Origin of the sequence: Nonomuraea gerenzanensis, from assembly GCF_020215645.1 — a bacterium.
Lineage (GTDB): Bacteria > Actinomycetota > Actinomycetes > Streptosporangiales > Streptosporangiaceae > Nonomuraea > Nonomuraea gerenzanensis.
The window spans coordinates 10,977,236-10,995,692 of the sequence record NZ_CP084058.1; the positions used below are offsets into that span (position 1 = coordinate 10,977,236).

Below are 18,457 nucleotides of genomic sequence, written 5' to 3' on the forward strand. Positions count from 1 at the left end.
GCACACTCCACAAGGCCAGGCGACCACGAAGGGTCGCAGATAAGGCGGATCTAAAGATCCCCGAGGCAAAACACCCGCATCACGCCATAAATAGGCACATACAGTCAAGAATCACGGAAGGTGACTTACCACAGAATGCGAACATACTGTTGAATGTCTGGCGATATGCATTCTCGGCTGCGAAGATCCATCAATTGAAGATCATCAGCGCCCCCCTCAGCCGGAGTTACGCAGCGTGAGATCACCTGGTCGCCGTCGACGCGCTCGCGGTCGTGGCGACCTGATTCCCAGCGAACTCACAGCAACCGGCAGGCTGGACGCCGGAGGCCCTCTACGCCTCAGCCACCTGCGAGAACATCCCTCACCGAGCTATTTCGTGTCAACGGCTCTTGACCACCGTCAGCATCCATGTCTAGATCAAAAAGGCCGCACCGCCGCACCCCTCTGGAGGATCCCTCACATGGCCGCAGCAGCGACTCCCAGGCCACGATGACCCGGCCGGACCAGCCGACCGCGTGGCGACCGACCCGCCGGGGGCAGGCGTTACGGATCTCCACCGTCCTGGCCGGGCTCCTCAACCTCGCCCTCGCCACCCTGCTGGCCGCCATCCCGTCCAGCTCCCCCACCCTCGACGAACTGCCCACCCCCGAGAACCACGCCGCAGCCCCACCCCTGACCATCGCCACCCGTGTGCGGCTCGCCGCCTCCCCCACCAGGAGCACACCGCCACCGCATCGCCCCACCACCGCCTCGACGATCACGCCGCCCCGCAAGCACGGCAACCACCGCCTAACGGCCATCCCAAGCCCTCAACGCTCCACACAGCCGGCCGTCATTCGCACAGCACCGGTCAGGCCGACGCCGCTGGCCGCCACACCAACCACATCTCACCGCCCGGCACCGGCAACGGCCCGCCCCGCCAAGACCGAAAAGACGCAAGAGTCGCCGCCGTCCAGCACACCGGAACCAGGAGCGGCATCCCAGCACACCCCACCGGGACAGACCCGGGAACCACCGGGACAGGCGGTGAAGGAGCAGAGGGCGGAGAGGAGCGAGGACACCCACACCCCATCCGGCCAATCCAAGCGAACCGATGGGTAGCCGGCGGCGCGGCTTCCGCACTGCCACATCGGGCCTCGACCCGTGGTGCATCAAGACATCGGCCTCGTCGAGACGGCAATGGCCTTGCCTTCTCCGCATTGCATGCCGCGCTGTCGGATTCCGTGAGCTGCCGACCGATGTGGCACACGAGAAGCAGCAGCCCGACGCCTGCACCTGAAGAGCGGGAACACCTTGCACGACTCCTAATACTCCAGTGACACTTGGCGATCTTGAGGACTTGGGGTCACATGGCGACGGCCACCGCGTGATCATTCGGAGTTTGTGAGAACAACCAAAGATCGTGCGGTGGCCGCGAGCCACAGCGTAGACCCTGACAGCTGGATGGTCATCTTCAACGAGCTGATGGCTCGGATCGCCGGCCGGTTCGGCCGCGTCGAACCGCGGCGTGCGGCAACCGCCTATGTGCGTGGGCTACTGGCCGACATCGACCGCAAGAACTGCTGGAACCTGGCCGAACACGCCGGGCTGGCCGGGCCGCAGGCGCTGCAGCGGCTGCTGCGCACCGCCCGCTGGGACGCCGACGCGGTGCGCGACGACGTCCGCGATTTCACCGTCGACCGGCTCGGACCCGACGGCGTGCTGATCGTGGACGAGACCGGGTTCGTCAAGAAGGGTGTCGGTTCGGCTGGGGTGCAGCGGCAATACAGCGGCACCGCGGGCCGGATCGAAAACTGCCAGATCGGCGTGTTCCTCGCCTACGCCACCCCGGCGGGACGCGCGCTGCTGGACCGGCGGCTCTACCTGCCCGAGCACACCTGGCTGGCCGACCCCGGCCGCTGCCTCGCGGCAGGTGTCCCGGACGAGATCGCCTTCGCCACCAAGCCCGCCCTGGCCACGGCCATGGTGCTGGCCGCCCTCGAGGCCGGCGTGCCCGCCCACTGGGTAACCGGCGATGAGGTCTACGGCCAAGACCCGCGCCTGCGCGCCGCCCTGGAGGAGCGCCGGCTGGGGTACGTGCTGGCGATCGCGGGCAACCGGCGGGTCGAACTCGAGGGCGCCCAGGTGAGCGCGGCCGAGGTCGCCACGCGAGTGTCCGATCAGCACTGGCACCGCTACCGCGCCGGTCAAGGCGTCAAGGGCCCCCGCTGGTACGCCTGGGCCTGGGCACGGATCGACGAAAGCGACGCCCACGGATATCGGTGGCTGCTGATCCGACGCAACCTGGCCACCGGCGAGCTGGCGTTCTACCGCTGCTACGCACCCACCCGGCAACCCCTGATGGCCCTGGTAAAGATCGCCGGGAGCCGATGGGCGGTCGAGGAATCCTTCCAAGCCGCCAAGGGCCAGATCGGGCTGGACCATTACCAGGTACGCGGCTGGACGGCCTGGCACCGGCACATCACCTTGGCCATGCTCGCGCTGGCCCTGCTGGTGGCCGTCGCCGCCGCCCAGCCACCCAGTGACCAGGACCGCATCCCGCTGACACTGCCCGAGATCCGCCGGCTGCTCGCCGTACTCGTGCTGACCTGGCACCGCTCGATCACCCATGTCCTGCGCTGGTCAGACTGGCGCCGCCGACACCAAGCCACCGCCCGACGCTGCCACTACCAGCGCAGATCCGAGCCATGATCGCGAAATGTCACTGGAGTACTAACGCAGGCATTGCTCTGAGCAGGCCACACAGTGGTCAGGTGACGAACAGGAGGAAGTCGATGGTTAAGTGTCGGCGTACGTCAACCAGACGACCGCATATCGCCCATCAATAGACAAAAATCCACTCCATCCGAGTCGAGCTCTCCTAAAGCGGGTGCCGCAGGTTCGAATCCTGCCGGGGGCACACTTCTCGACCAGGCAATTCGCCTTCTGACCTGCGGTTTCTCTGCCGCAGGTCTTCTGCTTTCCAGACCTCGAGTAGGTAGCCGAAGGCACCCGTATGCAGCCGTAGGACCTTGATCACGGGATATATGCGGGATGATCTTGAGTGTGTTTCCCCAGCTCATGAACCAGTCCAGCTTCATTGTGGCGGCAGGGAGCTACAGCAAGGACGGGGGCGAGGGCACACATGGTCGCACAGCGAGCGGGGCTTCAGGAGGGCTGAGCTCGGTAGCTCAGCATGGACCTATGGAGTACAAGATCCATCTGCGGCAGGATGAGGACCATGGTCGCGTACTGGTGGTCACAGCGGTCCGATGAGAACCTGTTCATGGAAATCACGCGACGGGACGACATCGGCAGCGACGTGAAAGCGCCCATCGCCGCTCGAGGCGGCGTGAGCACCCCAGGCTACGCATTGGTCAGTGCCGTCCAGGCCAACAACCTCGTCATCCACTACGACAGCGCCGCAGAGCAGATCGTGGGCGTCAGCCGCGCGACAGGCGAGCGGTACAACGAGCCGATCTGGTGGGTCGCACGTGGCTCCTATGCGAAGAAGGCCGGCGCCAAGCCCAAATGGCTCCCCGGCCTCGTCGTTGCACTCGCGGACTATCGCCCTCTGGCCGAACCGTTGCCCTTAGCGGTACTCCGGCAACGCCGATTAGCCCTGTTTGCAGTCCGAGATGCACTGCAGGCAGAGTTTCCAGGACAGCGGCTCTACTTTCCGTGGATTCAGTACCAGAACTCCCTACGGACCTGGCAGACCTACCTCGCCAAGTGCCCGAACGCAGTGCTCGATGCGCTTCCAGAGGTAAAGGAAGCCGTGGATGCACTCATCGGAGAGCGGCCACCTGCGGGCCTCACCCGGAGCGACGTCGAGGAGGCCGAACGGCAGATCACCGCTGCCGCCGGTCGCCCTCGGGCTTCCCGCAAGGGCCAAGGCTTCGCCACCGACCAGCAGGTGAAGGTTGCAGTCGAGACGCACGCAATGAACGAAGCCCTCCTCTACTACAGCAAGCTGGGCAAGGTCACGGACACCTCTCGTACCGCGAGCTTCGACTATGTGGTTGAGATCAGCGGCGTCTCTTGGCATGTCGAGGTGAAGGGGACAAGCGGCGATCCGCGGGAAATTCTCCTTACACCGAACGAAGTTCAGCACGCCCTGGAGTATCCGCACGTGGCACTGTTCGTTCTGAGCAACATCGAGGTGACCCGCGACGAGCAGGGCGATGTCATCGCATGCGGGGGCAAAAGGGCGATTTTCCATCCCTGGCTGTTGGACCAAGCCCAGCTCTCGCCGATCGGCTACCGGTACAGGCTGTACGGAAGCTCCGCGGGACTTGGAACGCCATATACAGAGCCCGAGGTCGAGCCTAAGCAGACATGGCCTTGACCTGTGGGGATGCCGCGACAAACTGACCGCGACCCCGTGCGGCGCTCATGCCATGATCGCTCGCTTCTATATGGTTACGGATCCGCAGCGGTGGACGCCGCATAGAACTTCGGCGGAGCATCACGGCTTCCGCCATGGCATGGGTCGCGCCTTGCGGACTCGCTTTATCGCAGTTCGCTATGACCGGGACGAATCGGATGTACGAGTGGAGTCCCCTCAGATATGGTCCCATGCGTGCGCCCTGGTGCCTCTTGGAGAGTAGTGGCCGCGTTACTTTTCTGCATCGCGGCCCTGACCGCATGCTCGGGAGAACCGGAGCGGCCAACGCTGACGGAAGCGGCCCGACAACTCGTGAGCGATGGGGACGCACTGGTTTCGGGCATCGCATCAGGCCTGACAGGGCTGGCGCAGGAGCGAGCAGGCCAGGACCTGAACACGAACTGCCTGAAAGGCGAGGCACAACGTTACTTTCGAGCAAAGGGGAACTTCGCGAACCCCTCCGCAGAGAACCCGCCCAGCCTGGTCGGGCTGCTTAAAGGTGATCTTGAAGGTAAGGGCTATACCGAGATCGTGGACAGTCTCGATCTCTGGGAAGACAACGTGAGCGTCGCCGTCATGACCCATCCCCAGGCCCGCTTGACCTTCGTCCTCATGGCGCAGAAGGACACGACGCCCAACGTCATGATCATCGGGAAGACGGAATGCTATCCCAGCAGCGGATGAACGAGGTCACATCGGATCAGGTGCCTGCGCGGCCTCCTTGCGAAGCTCCTCGGCACGATGACGGAGGTTCTCGGCAGTAGCCAGGCAGGAGTTTTCCAGTTCGCTCATCTCTCGCCTGAGCTGAACCCCCTGTGCGAGGTATCGCTCCGCCGCCGGCCCCTTCCAGGACCCTTCGGCCTCGGCTTGGCTGGACGGGATGCCAGCAAACGTGTCAGCAAGATGCTTCGCATACCTTGTGAAGGTCGTCGCGAGCGCATCCTTCTCGCCCGCCTCACGCAGCAACTGGTGCTTGACCGGCATAGTCAGCCACCCCTTCTTTTCAGCGCATCCAGCAGGGCACCTTGTACGCGGCCCTCCATCGCATCTCTCATGAGAGCCTGCTGGGACGTCGTCATCGCAGGCAATCCGTGTTCTCTCAGCGAACGATCCAGCCACGCGATCTGCTCGTCAATGAGCTTGCCGGCCACCGTCTCCGCCGTATCCGGTGTCTTCTTGTCGAGGTAATCCGTGATCATATCCTTCAGCAGGTCTTTGACCTCGTCGAGCCCTTTGGCCTTTCCCGTGGATACGATCTTGCTGGCGACCGGGAAGTACTGGTCGAGGTAATCCACCGGCATGAGCATGTATCCAGCGATGCGTTCGGCGTATTCGTCGTCGCTCCACTCTGCATATGTAGAGCCGGCCAGCAATAGGTTCGCCAACGCGCCCGTTCGCTCAGCAAGGTTGACGTGCGCTTCCTGCTTGTAGTTGTCGGGGTCGAAAGGATGGAACCGGCCCATGTCCAGTTCCTTGGTGTACTCCTTCGCCGCCTTCATGAGGGTGTCGGCCGCAGCCGAATCCTGCATCAATGCACCCATGAAGCGCGCGCTTACGGCAGGGTCGAGCTTGTCCCACGGAGGTCTCGCTGCCAGGTGGGGCATCTTCGGCGAGTTCCGCGTAGCTTGCCCTCGCGCGAGGTGATCGAGGATGGGCTTGATGTTCTGGGCGAGCATTCGGCTGACCGGCGAGTTGGCGAAAGTGCCGAGGCTGCCACCGACCCATAGCGTGTTGTCAGCGCCAATGCTGTTGATGACACTCAGCCAGGCCCGTTCCCGCACCTCGGCCGTACCCGAATCAGGCTTCAAAGCGCCGTGCAGCGCCTCTGCCAGCGCTTGTTCGTAGGCAGGGACGCCGGTCGAGCGGATGGTGTAGGCGTCGAGCATGGTCGCCGCTTCCTTCGGGTGCTCGGCCAGGAATCGCTGGAACGCTTCAGGGTTGGCCGCGAAGGCCCTGGCCAGGTTGTACAGGTTCCAGTTGGGATCCGTCGGGAACGCGTCGGAGTTCGGCGGCCGGTTCAGGAGGTTGGTCGCCACCTTGGTGAGGAAAGCGCTGGACTGCGGAGCCAAGGTGACGAGGGCGGTCAGAATGTCCGAGGGCGCCGTCTCGACCATCTTCTGCCATTCGGTCCTGAGCCGCCCGGAGCTTTCCGCGCTGGCGAAGGCTTTGGCGAGCAGGCCCGGCAGACCGTCGCCGGCTCGTTGGGCGGCCTGCGGGATCAGGCCTCGGCGATCTGCGGCAGCTCGGTTGTTCATCCAGTCGCGGAACAGCTTCTGAAAGGCCGTGGGGCCGAGTGCTGCCAGCAGTGCCGCAGCATAGGCGGGATCATCGACGCGTCCCTTGAGCGCCGCCGCGGCCTTCTCTACCTCGGCCCAGCTCTGCCCGGAAAGGTGCTCGTCGTGGTGCTTGAGAGCCTTGGTGATCGCCGCCGCGTCCTTCTTGGCCGCCTGTGCTGCCTCGGTCTGGTTGCTGAAGGGCATGGTGGCGGTCAGCATGCCCTTCTGCTGCGTCGGCACCATCCGCTTGAGGGTGTCGACGCGCCATTTCAGGTCCTGCTGCGACTCGTGGAAGAACCACCAGGTCCGGTGCATCGCGGTGACACCCGCCCGGCCGGCCCAGTCCGCACCGGCTTCGGCGATCGCTGATTCGAGTCCCGGCCGTGTTCTGCCGAGGACGTCCTTCCCCGTCTCCATCTGGCGGATCAGCTTGTCTGCCCCGAGGGGATCAATCCCGACGAACTCCCCCATGAACCCTCCCAGAGGGTGTGGCTTACAAGGCGGAAGTCAAGCACGTCCCGATACGCGAGGTAAACGCGTTATGCATTCTCATTAACCATTTGAACCGCGGATATATGGTCAGGCGCAAATGCCTTGACGAGAGCGACCCGGCGTGACTCTCCATGGCTCCTGCGCTTCTCGGTTGAGAAGGTGGAGGGATATGTTGCCTCGGTGTAGAACCAAGTACGGCTGTAAGCACCCTCTTGCCATCTCAATTCGCGTCTTCGCTGGAGGATCACATGCGATATGCGTCTGTGCAGGGCTGACTGTGCCGATCTTCGAGGAAGGCCCAGCCAAGTCCGTCGTGGCTCCCGATCGTTCGCTTGATCTCTTCGCGAATCGCTTCGAGTTGACCCGCCACGTCGTCTCGCTCATCAACGAGGACCCCGCGACCGAACGGATCCTCTACCTGCACGGGCTCGGCGGGAACGGCAAATCGCTGCTGCTGCGGCACCTGGAACAGCGTTGCTGCCTGCGTACAGACCAGTGGGCCACCATTCGGGCGGCCTCAGACGTCGAACTGCTGGAGCGACTGACCGAGCATGGCCGGCAGGTCCCCGTGGCCAGGATCGACTTCGGCGCGCGGCCGGCGGGTGAGAACCGGCCGCAGGAGGCGTTCTCCGGGTTGTTCATGCTCAAACGGCAACTCGCCCGGTATGGCATCGCGACGCCCCGCTTCGATTTCGCGGCGATCACCTACCTGCACAAGCTGGGCTTCGACATAGCCCACCGGGTGCCCGAGTTGTTCCCGCGAGGAGAGGCCAGCATCGCGCTGGACATCGCCGACGCCATCATGACGCTGCCGGTCCTGCGTGTAGGGCAGCAGTTGTTTCAGCTGATCAACGTGCGGATGGACAAGGTCTTCACCCGCGGCCGGATGAAGCGCCGCGTCCCTCAGGAGGACGCCGAGCAGATCCTCGCCCTCGTCCCGGAGCCGGACCTCCTGCACGAGCTCCCCCGCCTGTTCGCCAAGGACCTGAACGACGCCGTCGCCGAGCATCCCCGCATCGTGTTGCTCTTCGACACCCACGAGGCGTTTTTCGGTGAGGCGATCGGAGACCCGGACAGCCTGTTGCACGCCGACAAACTGATGCGGGACGAGTGGTTGCGCTGCCTGTTGGGGCATCTCGACCTGGGCGCCGGAATCATCGCCGTCCTCGCGGGCCGCACCCGACCACCCTGGTCAACAGCGCCCGTGTACCCCATCTCCGACCGGCATCTGGATCTGCACCTGGTCGGCCACCTGAGCACCATCGACGCCCACCAATACCTGAGCATGGCCGGCATCGCCGATCCGCCCATGCGCAAGGCTCTGGTCGAATATGCCTCCACCGCCCCCGACGAAGTGCATCCGTACTTCCTAGGCCTGTGCGCGGACGTCGCTCTCGCCGCCGGCTCTCGACTCAGCCCCGCGGACTTCACCGGTCTTGTGGACAAGGAACGCGACCTGGCTCACCGGTTGCTGCAATGGACGCCCGCCGAAGCCGAGTACGGGATTCTCGCGGTCAGCGCGTGTCGGGCCTTCACGGCCGAGACCTTCCGCCATCTGGGGCAGGAGCTGGACTTTCCCTGCGACCGCAGCGCGTTCAGCAGACTGACGGCCTTCTCTTTCATCGCCCCGTTGCGGGGAGGCACAGCAGGCGGAACCGGTGCCTACACCATGCACAACATCCTGCGTCGTTCGCTGCAGAACGTCCGGCCGGCCGAGCTGCGCCACGCGCATGAGGTCCTGGCGAGGTACTACGGCGAGCGCGAGGAGTTCACCGCGGAGATGGAGGCGGCCTACCATCTGAGCCATCTCGGCTCGACGCAGGGCGTGGCGGCTTGGGTGGTGCTCATGGATCGTAGCCTCGCCACGGGCCGGTTCGACCGGTGCCGCGCGCTCGCAGGGTTGCTTGGCGAACTTCGCATCGACCGTGACGAGGATCGGGGTCGTTGCCTGTACCGGGTTGCTCGCGCTTACCTTGGGCTGGGTCACTGGGACCAAGCTGAAGCCCTGTTGAACGACCTACCTCGAAGGTCGGCGCATGCCGAGCTCGTCCGCGCCGAAGTGGCCTTTTGCCGAGGAGACTTCGAGCAGGCCGAACGCCTCGCCCAAGCGGCCCTGACCCTCGCGGAAGGAGACGCGCGGCAAGGCTTCCTGTTCCGGTTGGCCGAGATCGAGCTCTACCAGGGGCGCTTCTCGGATGGACGCCGACACGCCACCGAAGGCATGCGGAGCACGGCCGACCAGGCGCCTTGGCGCAAGCTCCTCGGCGAGATCGAATACTTCTCCGGCAACGTCGACCGGGCGAACACACTCATCAACCAGGCACTACACGAAGTTGCTGCCCGCCCTATCCAGCTGAGGGATCAAGCGCTCTACGCAGGGCTTCTGCAGGATGCCGCACTGATCGCCGAAGCCACAGGCTCTTGGCGCACCGCCTTGGACAGTCAGAACAAGGCGCTCACGATCCGCAAAGCGTCGGAGGACGCCCGCGGAGTCGCCCAGTCCCTCCATGGAATTGGCAAGGCGCAGTGTGGCCTCGGCCTGCTCAAAGAGGCCGCTCACAGCCTGGCGGAAGCAGGCCGTATGGCCAGAGATCTCGGAGACGGCCTGCTGGCGGCGAAGGTCACGCACAGCGAAGCCGACGTCCACCAGGCCAACCGCGACCACGCGAGTGCGCGGCGACTGACTGAGCAGGCACTGAGCGAGTTTGAGCACCACGGCACTCCATACGACATAGCATCTGCTCGACTCTCGCTCGCACGCCTCACGGAGGGTCGCGAGCGCATCCACCACGCCGACCACGGCCGACGTCTCGCTGCTCAGGGAGGGTTCGGCGTACTTGATCAGTTGTTCCCTGACCAGGGGATCCCGTCCGCGGAGCGGATTCTGAATGGCCTCATCGGGTTTTGTTGTGGTGACGCTCTGGGCGTGCCGTGGGAAGGGAAGCCGCCGCAGGACATCACACTCACGGACACCTTGGCCACCCGCGGGGAATGGCCGACCGGCAGCACCTCGGACGACACCGAACAGCTCATCCTTCTCGCCGAGAACCTAATCAGCACGGGCGGCTCAGAACGTGCCTTCCTGACCGCCCTCGCCACGGCGCTGCCCACCATGCGCGGCGCCGGCCCCACCACGCGACGCGCGGTGGCAAGGTTCGAGGCGACCGGTTCCCTCACTGCGGACGGCGGAGGAACCAACGGCGCGATGATGCGCGTCCTGCCCATCGGCTGGGCCGTACCTGCCACCAACGTTCAGCATCGCCATGCGCTGGTCGAGCGTATGACCAAGACCACCCACGCCGACGCGAGAGCCATCGCCACCGCCAGCGCGGTAGCCGCCATGGGTTCTTGGGCACTCGAAGGCTGCGCCGCTCAGGACTTGATCACGATCGCTGCCGAGGAACTTGATCACTTCGGCATCCCCAGCGTCGAGGGGTGGGAACCGAGTCCAAGTGGCGTGTCACTGGACGTCATGGACACGTTGGGAGCAGTCCTACATGTGCTCCGCCTCCACGAGAACCCGGTTGGCGCCATGCGGTACGCGGTCAGTCTCGGTGGGGACACTGACACCGTGGCTGCAATCGTCGGAGGCATCTTGAGCTGCCGCCAAGACACGGTGGACATCCCCTGGAAGCCGCAAGTCGCTCTCCCCACGTCGCTGGACACGCTCGCGCAGGGGCTTCGTGCTACGCGACAGGTCATGTATGCCTGACTTCTGGATCATCGGGCCCATCGCCTGGGACCTCGCCCTGTACGTCGACCATCTCCCCGCCAGCGGCCACTTCGTCCAGGCCGTCGAGAGCACCGAGCGTCCCGGAGGTACCGGCGCGAACGTCGCCACCGCGCTCAGCGAGGCCGGCGCCCGTGTGCACATGGTGGGTTACGTGGGAGCGGATGCCGCCGGCCAGAGAATGACGACGGCGCTGACCGCAGCCGGGGTAAACGCCGATCACGTACAGGTCCTGAACGGACGCACATCTTCCGTGGTACTGCTGATCGAACCTAACGGTGAGCGCACCATTATCGGCATCCACCCTGATCTGCTGCACGACATCGCCATTCCCGCCGCGGCGGTGGGGCCGGGTGACATCGTCTACTTCGCCGCCTGGCGCGACGTCTTCACCCCCGCAGCCCAGGCCATGGCCGCCGCAGGAGCTTTGGTTACAAGCGTCCCGCCCGGCACGGTCCCGACGATGCGGTATCTGATCGGATCTCGAAATGACTTCACCGTCATCCCGAAGGACACCACCGCGATTGTCACCGAGGGCGCCAAGGGCGTCACCGTGCATTCAGCAGACGACGCCTACCATTTCCCGGCCATCTCCGCCGATGTCGTGGACGCAACCGGCGCCGGAGACGCCTTCGCCGCCGGCCTGCTCTGGGCGATCGGCAGAGAACAACCTCTCGTCGAGGGAGTGCAGCTTGGACTTGCCTGGGCCGCCGCCACCGTACAAGTGAAGTCATCCGTACCCATCGAGACTCCACCATGGACGAGCGAGCAGAAGCCACAGGCGTGACGTGGCCCTCGGATCATCCGTACAAGCGGTGGCATGCTTAATTCTGGATCCGGACCGCAGGGACAGAAGGCGGGAAGAGTTCATCGCATTTCATGGCGATCAATGACCCTTCCCGTTTCCCAGTGTCGACCTTCGGCACGGCTCGTCTGACTTCTGGTGTTCGCCTTGGCCGCACTGGTCGCGGCACCACGTCTCGACGGTCTGGCCGAGACGACACAGAACGGACATCTCCTCGCTCCCGCCTTCTGGACGATGAGACCGCTCTGTTCTTCGGCTGCTTAGAACTCGGCCGGGACTTCGCGGGTGAGCGCGCGCTGAACGTCGGCGAAGGCGTCGGCGTCGAGGGGGCCGGCAGCGACGGCACAGCCGCGATCGGCGTCGTGGGCGTCGGAACAGCGCCAAGGCCAGATGAGCTGAGCGGGCTGTTGATGACGGACCAGGCGGAGAATACGACGCAAGTCGAGAAGCCGACCCCAAGCAGCAGCTTGGCGGCGCGACGCCAACCTCGCGGAGATGATCTATGGGGAGCGGCCGGAAGAGAGTATTTACGCCAGTCGAGGGAGTTCGCCGCATCGTGCCTCATGCGAGGACGGATGGGCATTCCGTACGGTGGTCGTCTCAGCAGTCGGGTTGACGGGGTCGAGTTGTGGTCTTTGTGCATGAGCCCCCTCTCGCTGCTTGTTCATGCCAGGGTGACGCAGCGTGCCATCCCTGGAGCGGAACGACGCGGCATGTCGAGCAGCACGATGTGAAAAGGCCCCGGAAGACCGGGGCCGGAGGTGAATAACCTGGACTTATTCATCAAGAGCGCTGTTGATCTTGCTATTGATCTGTTCTTGCTGGCCGTCCATGCACTTGGCGTAGACCCGAAGCAGGACGTCCACGCTGTGCCCCGCCCGCTTGGCAACTTCGACGGCTGGCACGCCGGCATTCAGCCAGAGCGAGACCGCCGCGTGGCGGAGGTCGTACGGTCGGGCGGCGAGCGATGAGGCGATCTGGGCCGGAGTGAGGGCGAGCTTGCGAGCTTCCTGCCAGACGTAGGAGTGCGCCGAGCTGGAATAGGTCCCGCCCGTCCCCGTGGCGAAGATCCTGCCGTCCTCGGCGGTGCCGAACGTGGCGATGTGCTCGCGAAGTATGGCGACCAGGACGGGCGGGATGGGGATCTCTCGTGTCTCCTTGTCGGCGCGGTGCTTCAGGCTGCGCGACTCGTGGGTCTCACCGGAATTGGTCCAGCGCTTCGTCCCTTGGGGCCGCGCCTTCTCCAGGACGATCAGGCCCCAGCCCGATTCCGGCAGGGTGCAGTTCCTCTGCCTGAGATCGGCCGCTTCTTCCGGCCGAAGCGCGGCGTAGTAGATGCAGGCGAACAGCGCCTTGAGCCGGGGGCCGCGGTTGCGTCCGACCTTGGGGATGGCGTCGAGGAGTTGCTTGGCCTGAGCTGGGTTGACCACGGTGCGCGGGTCGACCGCCGTCACCGCCTTGGGCACTGTCCATTTGATCTCGTCCAGCGGGTTACTGCTGAAGACCTTCTGCTCCACCGCGTGCTCCAGCAGGTGATGCAGTACGGCGCGCTTACGTCGGACCGTGTTGGCTCCGGCCGGCTCGCCTGCGAAGGTGACTGAGATCGCGGCGAGCGCCGCGCGAAGTACATGTGCCTCCCCCAGGGCCGTCAGTGGCAGCGACGCCCTTTCCAACCAGCTCAGAACCGATGCCTGTGTCGGGGTCAGGTCCGTACGCCGCTTCTCCGGCAGCAACGCATGAACTCGGAGGACCTCTCGCAGGTGATCTGCTGAAGGGCGGCGCGGTGCGTCGGCTACGAGGGCAGGGATCAGCGATAGGAGCGCGTACGCGTCCGTCTCTCGGGTGCGTGCCGCGGACATGTTCCAGCGGCGCAAGACGTACGCCTGTGCGAACTCCAGGAAGGACGGTCCAGTGGCCTCGGGCGCCAGCATCGACACCGGCAGGCCGGTGGCTACGTCGAACTCCTCCCCCGCCTTGGCCGCCTGCCGGAGGTCGGACATGAAGGCGTTGGCCAGGCCCTTGGTTCGGAAGCTCTTGGACTTCTCCTTGCCCGCGACCCTCCAGCGGGCGACGTAGACGGGCATTCCGCGGTTCGAGCGCTGCTGGACCTGACTGAACTTCACGTCGTAGGTGGTGTTCATGCGGCCTCCCGTCGAGAGTCGAGCCAGGCGATGAGGTCGCTCCGCCAGACGCGGAGTTCGAGGTTGGGCAGTTGCACGCAGACCGGCGCACGGCCGAGTTCGCGCCAGCGGTAGAAGGTGCGGCGGGAGACTCCGCCCAGTTCGTCGAGGACCTGAGGAACGGTCAGCAGCTCGTCGCTTCTGCTCATTGAGGATCACCGACCAGCTGCGGCAGGCGGACGCCGGTTATGGCTGCGGCCAGGAGCTGTTCGCCCAAGGAGAGGCCCTGTCCGGCGTACTCCCAGTGGGCGATGACCAGGACGGTGTCCTCCTCGAACAGAGGGAGCCGCCCGGTGGAGATCTCTTCGGCGCGCATGTGTTCTTCGCGGGCGGCGCGGAGCGCGCCGAGGGTGGTGGAGTAGCGGCGGCTCTTGGTGGAAAAGTGGCCGCGGAAGCCGAGCATGTGGGCCCAATGGATGAGCCGGAGGTCGGCCAGGGCGGGTTGGCCGCCGAGGCGCAGGCAGGCGGCGATCAGCCGGCGGGCGTGCTCGCGCACCGGAAGAACGTTCAGGTTGTCGAGGGGTTGGATCCGCCGGTCCAGGGTGCCGACGCACTCCGCCGCCTTCGTGGCGTACTTGGCGATGTAGGCGGCTACGGCTTGGTCGGTGAGGTCCCCGGTCATGGTGATCTGGCGGGTGTCGAGCTGCGTGCCCCAGCGGAAGGCACGGCGCAGAGGCTTGATCTCTGCCGTCACTGCGGCAGCCGCGTGCTGGACGGCTTGGGCGAGTGTGTCTGCCGTGGCCCATGTCGGTGGTGGCGTGTCGGGTCCGTCCGGGCCGTCGAGGCGGATGACGGCGTGGAAGTGGACGACGCCACGGCGCTGGTACTCGGCGACCTTGGCGAACGCGATGCTGACGTGCTCGCGCAGCGCCTTGACGGTCAGGCCGTTGAGCCTGGCGAAGCGGCGACGGAGGGCGAGGTTGAAGCGCCGCCACAGCTCAGGGCTGATGGCGTTGAACAGGACCGAGCCGTCGTAGTCGTAGCAGTCGGGGCACAGCGGTTCACCGAGTCGCGGATCGTCGGCACTGTGCCGGTCGGTGCAGGACATCGTCCGCCCGTGCGGGCAGACCTCGGCGTCGCGGCGGGCATGGCACGGCAGGACCTTTCCGTTCTTCTCCCGCCGCGCGTGGACGACGCCGAAGGACGGCGCGGTGAGCGTCACGAACAGACACGGGTGTGAGGTGACCGTCTCGGGCACGCCCTTGCCGCCGACGAGGCCGGCGCGGACGAGTTGGTACGTATCGGCGCGGTACACCTCGGCGCAGGCCGGGCAGCGCGAGGCGCGGCGCGTCTTGCACGGCACGCGAAGGACGCCGTTGGGTTCGGTGGTGGTGCTGTACCGGTGCAGCAGGTGGCCGGTGGTCTGGTCGTAGTGCTCGACCTTGCCGCGTAGGTGAATGGGCTGTCGGCAGCCGCCGGTCCGCTTGATCTGGTGGGCCCAGCGGTTGTAGTCGGGGTCATGAAGTCGGGAGATCATCCCGGCTATGGCGTGTGGGTGGTGCAAGATGGATCCGTCCTGTCCGGATGTGCTCTGGGTGGGATGACCCCTCACCTGGCGCGGAACTTGGCGGTTGTGTGGCCAGGTGAGGGGATCTCGGCTATGCGCCGTGGTTGTCGATTCCGGTGCCGTGGCAGTCACGGCAGGTGTCGCCGTCGCCGTCGAGGCCCGAGCCGTTGCAGGTGCAGCAGCAGCCGGGTGCAATCTCTTCTGACGTCACGATCAGTGGCTCTCGCGCGGCGTGATCGTGAGGTAGATGCGGTAGTGGCGCGGTCGGTTCCTGGCGGGGAAGGCCCGCGACATGGACGTGACCGTGAAGTTCTGGCGTAGGTGGATCATGCCGAGGGTGAGTTCGGCGCGGTTGCCCTCGATGCGGATGCGCATGGCGCGTACCTCCTAGATGTCGGTCTGGATGCAGTCGCGGTAGCTGTCCACGGCGGCGTGGTGGGCACGGGCGGCGGCGAGGATGGCGGTGAACTCGTAGGTGACCGGTCCGAAGGAGATGCTGGTCATGTAGTGGCCGTGCGGGAGGTGGTCGCGGTCGATGTCCGTACCGAGCAGGGCGGCGACCTTGTCGACCTCGGCGCGCATCTGTTCGTCGGTGTCGTTGGCGGGAAAGCCGCGGATGATGACGGGTGCTATGGAGGTGGGTACTTGCGGGTTGGCCTTGAGGAAGCCGGCCAGGGCGATCAGGCCGGCGATGAGGGCGTTTCGGTCGTTGTTCATGGCGATTGCCTTTCGTGATTCTGGAACGTTCCACAGATGCTGAGCAGGTCGGATGCGAGTTGCTCGGAGACGCCCAGGCGGGCGCGGAGGACGTCGCGGGTGATGGGCTTGCTGTGCCTGGCGTGGTGTTCGTCGGCCACTCGGCGGGCGTAGTCGACAAGCGCAGGAGAAGGTCCAGGCCGATCCACGTCCACAGCCGGGGCGAGAGCGGGACGATCGTTGGCGGGAACGGTGGGCGGTTCATCGGGCTGAGGACTCAACGATGCTTCCGGGAATGAGGTGGGACGAGGGCCCGACGTCCGGCGTTCGAGCATGGAGACTGCGACGAGGAAAGCCGCTGCCGGAGTCGCCGCGGTGATCCAGCCCCAGACGGTCGGGTCGGCTTGTTGCAGGTTGGCAGCCAGGGAGAGGACGATGCCGCCGGTCAGGACGAGGACCGGCCAGGACATCGGACCGCGCCGCTGGCGCCCGGTCTTCTTGTCGCGCTGCCGCTCGCGGGCGGCCATGACGCAGGTGAGGTCGATGCAGACGGCGATCGCCCAGGCCATCCAGCCGGACTGTCCGTGTTCGCTGGCGGTGTCGCGGATGTGGGTGAAGGACCCAGCTCCGGCGATGAGGGCCAGGACGAGGACGGGGCCGGTGTCCATCAGCCAGTGGGCGAGGCGTCGCATCGGATCAGGCCTTCCGCGGGTCCGGGATGGAGTCGAGGAACTCGGCGAGGTCGGCGTCGGTCGGTGAGGTGGTGTGGCCGGCGACGATGTCCGCCCAGGTGGGCGTTCGGTCGGTGTAGGTGGTGGCGGCGAGTTCGGCGGCCTGCTCGCTGACGTAGAAGGAACGGGCGCGGTACCACTGGCCGTCCTGGGAGGCGACGATCGCGACGCCCGGCGTCTCGGCGGGGATGGCGCGAGCCGAGGCGAGGGCGGCGGGATCGAGGTCGCCGAGGGTCATGGTGGCGGTCTCGGGGTCGTTGACGCGGTGGCAGATGCGGCCGGAGCACTGGGCGCGGAGGGCGGTGACGCCGGGGCCGAGGTCGGAGCCGATGCGTTGGCCGCAGCAGAACAGGTAGATGCCGAAAGCTCGCCCGAGCTGCGCCACCCGGAGGAGCGCCGTCGAGGTCTTGGCGATCTCGTCCTTCTCGCTCTTGTCGGCCATCAGGTACAGCTCAGCCAACTCATCGACCAGGACGACGACAGGCACGGGCCGCTGCTCGTCCGGGAGTTGCCAGATGTTGCGGGCGCCGGCCTCACGGCACAGGGCCATGCGGGCGGTCATCAGACCAACGAGGTCATCGAGCAACGCGGTGCATTCACTTCGTGTGGTGCCCAGCGCCGAGAGGCGAGGACTGTACGGGGTGAACTCCACGCCGCCCTTGAGGTCGAAGCCGACCAGCGCGACCGGCTGTGGCGCGAGTCCTTGGACCAGGGCGTTGGCGAGGTTGGACTTGCCTGACTGTGTGGCTCCGGCGTTGATGTAGTGCGGGACGGTCTTGAAGTCGATGATCCAGGGGCCGCCAGTCTCCAGGCGTCCGACGATGACCTTGAGCAGTTCGGGCGAGGTCGGCAAGTTCTCGACCCGGACGAGTGGATCGCGGACGGTGGCGGACAGAACGACCCGTCCGGGACGAGGGGACGAGACGCGGACCGCGTGGATGCCCCAGGAGTGGGCGAGCCGTTCGGCGGCGTCGGAGTAGTCGGCGGGAATCTGGCCCTCAAGAGTGTGCAGGGTGACCCGCCAGCCGTAGCGGGTGGGCTTGGGCAGCCACATGAACGGCTTGGTGTCCACGGCGATGCGCTGCCACTTGCGCCGGACGCGGACGACGCCGGTCGAGGCGACCAGGCCGGGGACGGTGGTGAACCAGAAGCGCTGCCGCTTCTTGGTGAGGTTGCAGCCGAGTGCGACCTTGCGCCAGCTGGCCCGTACGCTGATCGCGACGAACGGGAAGGCCACCACGAGCCAGAACGACGGGAAATGCCAGCGGCGCCAGGCCCAGAGCCCGGCCGCCGAAGCGGCCAGGACTCCGAGCATGATGAGCGTGGTGTCAGACACGGAGCGGCTCCGTGCCCATCGGTAGGAGCGCGGCGGCGCGGTAGGAGATGCCCCACCGGCCGGCGATCTCCCAGACGTACCCGACCAGGCCGGTCGGGTTGACCTGCTGACCGGCGCTGATCGGGGGCTCCCCCGAGGTGCCGATCTTGACGAGCTCGATCCGGCCGAACTCGTCCTCGACCGAGACGGTGACTTCGTAGACGGTGTTGCCGTGCTTGTCGGTCTTGATCTCTCCGGTGTCCTTGTTGAGCAGGCGCGGCTTGGGCGCCTTCACGCAGGTGATGACGAGCTTGGACGTGTCGACAGGAATCGGGATGGTACGCACGAGAGCTGGTCTC

General features: G+C 65.7%; 15 protein-coding genes. 5 read left to right on the plus strand and 10 right to left on the minus strand.

Annotated features, from left to right (window positions below; translation table 11 throughout):
• Nucleotides 1–1,464: 1,464 nt before the first annotated feature.
• The 3 genes from LCN96_RS51085 (at nt 1,465) to LCN96_RS51095 (ending at nt 5,050) form a co-directional block, all read left to right on the plus strand.
• Complete coding sequence (locus LCN96_RS51085; protein ID WP_225275962.1) at nt 1,465–2,691, plus strand: IS701 family transposase; 1,227 nt, start codon at nt 1,465–1,467, stop codon at nt 2,689–2,691.
• 529 nt (nt 2,692–3,220) lie between these two features.
• Nucleotides 3,221–4,327 carry a DUF3883 domain-containing protein gene (locus LCN96_RS51090; RefSeq protein WP_225269614.1) on the plus strand — a complete coding sequence of 369 codons (1,107 nt, stop codon included), beginning with the start codon at nt 3,221–3,223 and terminating at the stop codon, nt 4,325–4,327.
• 261 nt (nt 4,328–4,588) lie between these two features.
• Nucleotides 4,589–5,050 carry a hypothetical protein gene (locus LCN96_RS51095; protein ID WP_225269615.1) on the plus strand — a complete coding sequence of 154 codons (462 nt, stop codon included), beginning with the start codon at nt 4,589–4,591 and terminating at the stop codon, nt 5,048–5,050.
• A gap of 6 nt (nt 5,051–5,056) precedes the next feature.
• On the opposite strand, the gene LCN96_RS51100 is transcribed toward LCN96_RS51095, so the two are convergent.
• Nucleotides 5,057–5,350 (minus strand): WXG100 family type VII secretion target, encoded by a 294-nt coding sequence (locus LCN96_RS51100; RefSeq protein ID WP_225269616.1) that lies wholly within the window; start codon nt 5,348–5,350, stop codon nt 5,057–5,059.
• A gap of 2 nt (nt 5,351–5,352) precedes the next feature.
• Entirely contained in the window at nt 5,353–7,113 is a 1,761-nt protein-coding gene (locus LCN96_RS51105) for a hypothetical protein (RefSeq protein ID WP_225269617.1), read from the minus strand.
• A gap of 298 nt (nt 7,114–7,411) precedes the next feature.
• Between LCN96_RS51105 and LCN96_RS51110 the strand changes: the two genes are divergently transcribed.
• Both LCN96_RS51110 and LCN96_RS51115 read left to right on the plus strand, forming a co-directional pair.
• Nucleotides 7,412–10,846, plus strand: a complete 3,435-nt coding sequence (locus LCN96_RS51110) for an ADP-ribosylglycohydrolase family protein (RefSeq protein ID WP_225269618.1) — start codon at nt 7,412–7,414, stop codon at nt 10,844–10,846.
• A complete protein-coding gene (locus LCN96_RS51115) occupies nt 10,839–11,651 on the plus strand; it encodes a carbohydrate kinase family protein (protein ID WP_225269619.1) in 813 nt (270 codons plus the stop codon). The genes LCN96_RS51110 and LCN96_RS51115 overlap by 8 nt, the downstream gene beginning before the upstream one ends.
• 794 nt (nt 11,652–12,445) lie before the next feature.
• Here the strand turns inward: LCN96_RS51115 and LCN96_RS51120 are convergent.
• The 8 genes from LCN96_RS51120 to LCN96_RS51155 all read right to left on the minus strand — a co-directional run bounded on the left by LCN96_RS51120 (nt 12,446) and on the right by LCN96_RS51155 (nt 18,444).
• Nucleotides 12,446–13,810 carry a tyrosine-type recombinase/integrase gene (locus tag LCN96_RS51120; protein WP_225269620.1) on the minus strand — a complete coding sequence of 455 codons (1,365 nt, stop codon included), beginning with the start codon at nt 13,808–13,810 and terminating at the stop codon, nt 12,446–12,448.
• Nucleotides 13,807–13,998 carry a helix-turn-helix transcriptional regulator gene (locus LCN96_RS51125; protein ID WP_080044974.1) on the minus strand — a complete coding sequence of 64 codons (192 nt, stop codon included), beginning with the start codon at nt 13,996–13,998 and terminating at the stop codon, nt 13,807–13,809. The genes LCN96_RS51120 and LCN96_RS51125 overlap by 4 nt, the downstream gene beginning before the upstream one ends.
• Nucleotides 13,995–15,326, minus strand: coding sequence for a replication initiator (locus LCN96_RS51130; RefSeq protein ID WP_225269621.1), 1,332 nt, complete (start codon nt 15,324–15,326; stop codon nt 13,995–13,997). Before LCN96_RS51130 ends, LCN96_RS51125 begins: the two co-directional genes overlap by 4 nt.
• A 243-nt stretch (nt 15,327–15,569) precedes the next feature.
• Nucleotides 15,570–15,731 carry a hypothetical protein gene (locus tag LCN96_RS51135; RefSeq protein WP_155129025.1) on the minus strand — a complete coding sequence of 54 codons (162 nt, stop codon included), beginning with the start codon at nt 15,729–15,731 and terminating at the stop codon, nt 15,570–15,572.
• Between the two features lie 12 nt (nt 15,732–15,743).
• Nucleotides 15,744–16,073 (minus strand): hypothetical protein, encoded by a 330-nt coding sequence (locus tag LCN96_RS51140; RefSeq protein WP_225269622.1) that lies wholly within the window; start codon nt 16,071–16,073, stop codon nt 15,744–15,746.
• On the minus strand, nt 16,070–16,744 hold the full coding sequence (locus tag LCN96_RS51145) for a DUF2637 domain-containing protein (protein WP_225269623.1): 675 nt from the start codon (nt 16,742–16,744) through the stop codon (nt 16,070–16,072). The genes LCN96_RS51140 and LCN96_RS51145 overlap by 4 nt, the downstream gene beginning before the upstream one ends.
• A gap of 4 nt (nt 16,745–16,748) precedes the next feature.
• On the minus strand, nt 16,749–18,119 hold the full coding sequence (locus LCN96_RS51150) for an FtsK/SpoIIIE domain-containing protein (protein WP_225269624.1): 1,371 nt from the start codon (nt 18,117–18,119) through the stop codon (nt 16,749–16,751).
• Nucleotides 18,112–18,444, minus strand: a complete 333-nt coding sequence (locus LCN96_RS51155; protein ID WP_225269625.1) for an SCO3933 family regulatory protein — start codon at nt 18,442–18,444, stop codon at nt 18,112–18,114. The genes LCN96_RS51150 and LCN96_RS51155 overlap by 8 nt, the downstream gene beginning before the upstream one ends.
• Between the last annotated feature and the right edge of the window lie 13 nt (nt 18,445–18,457).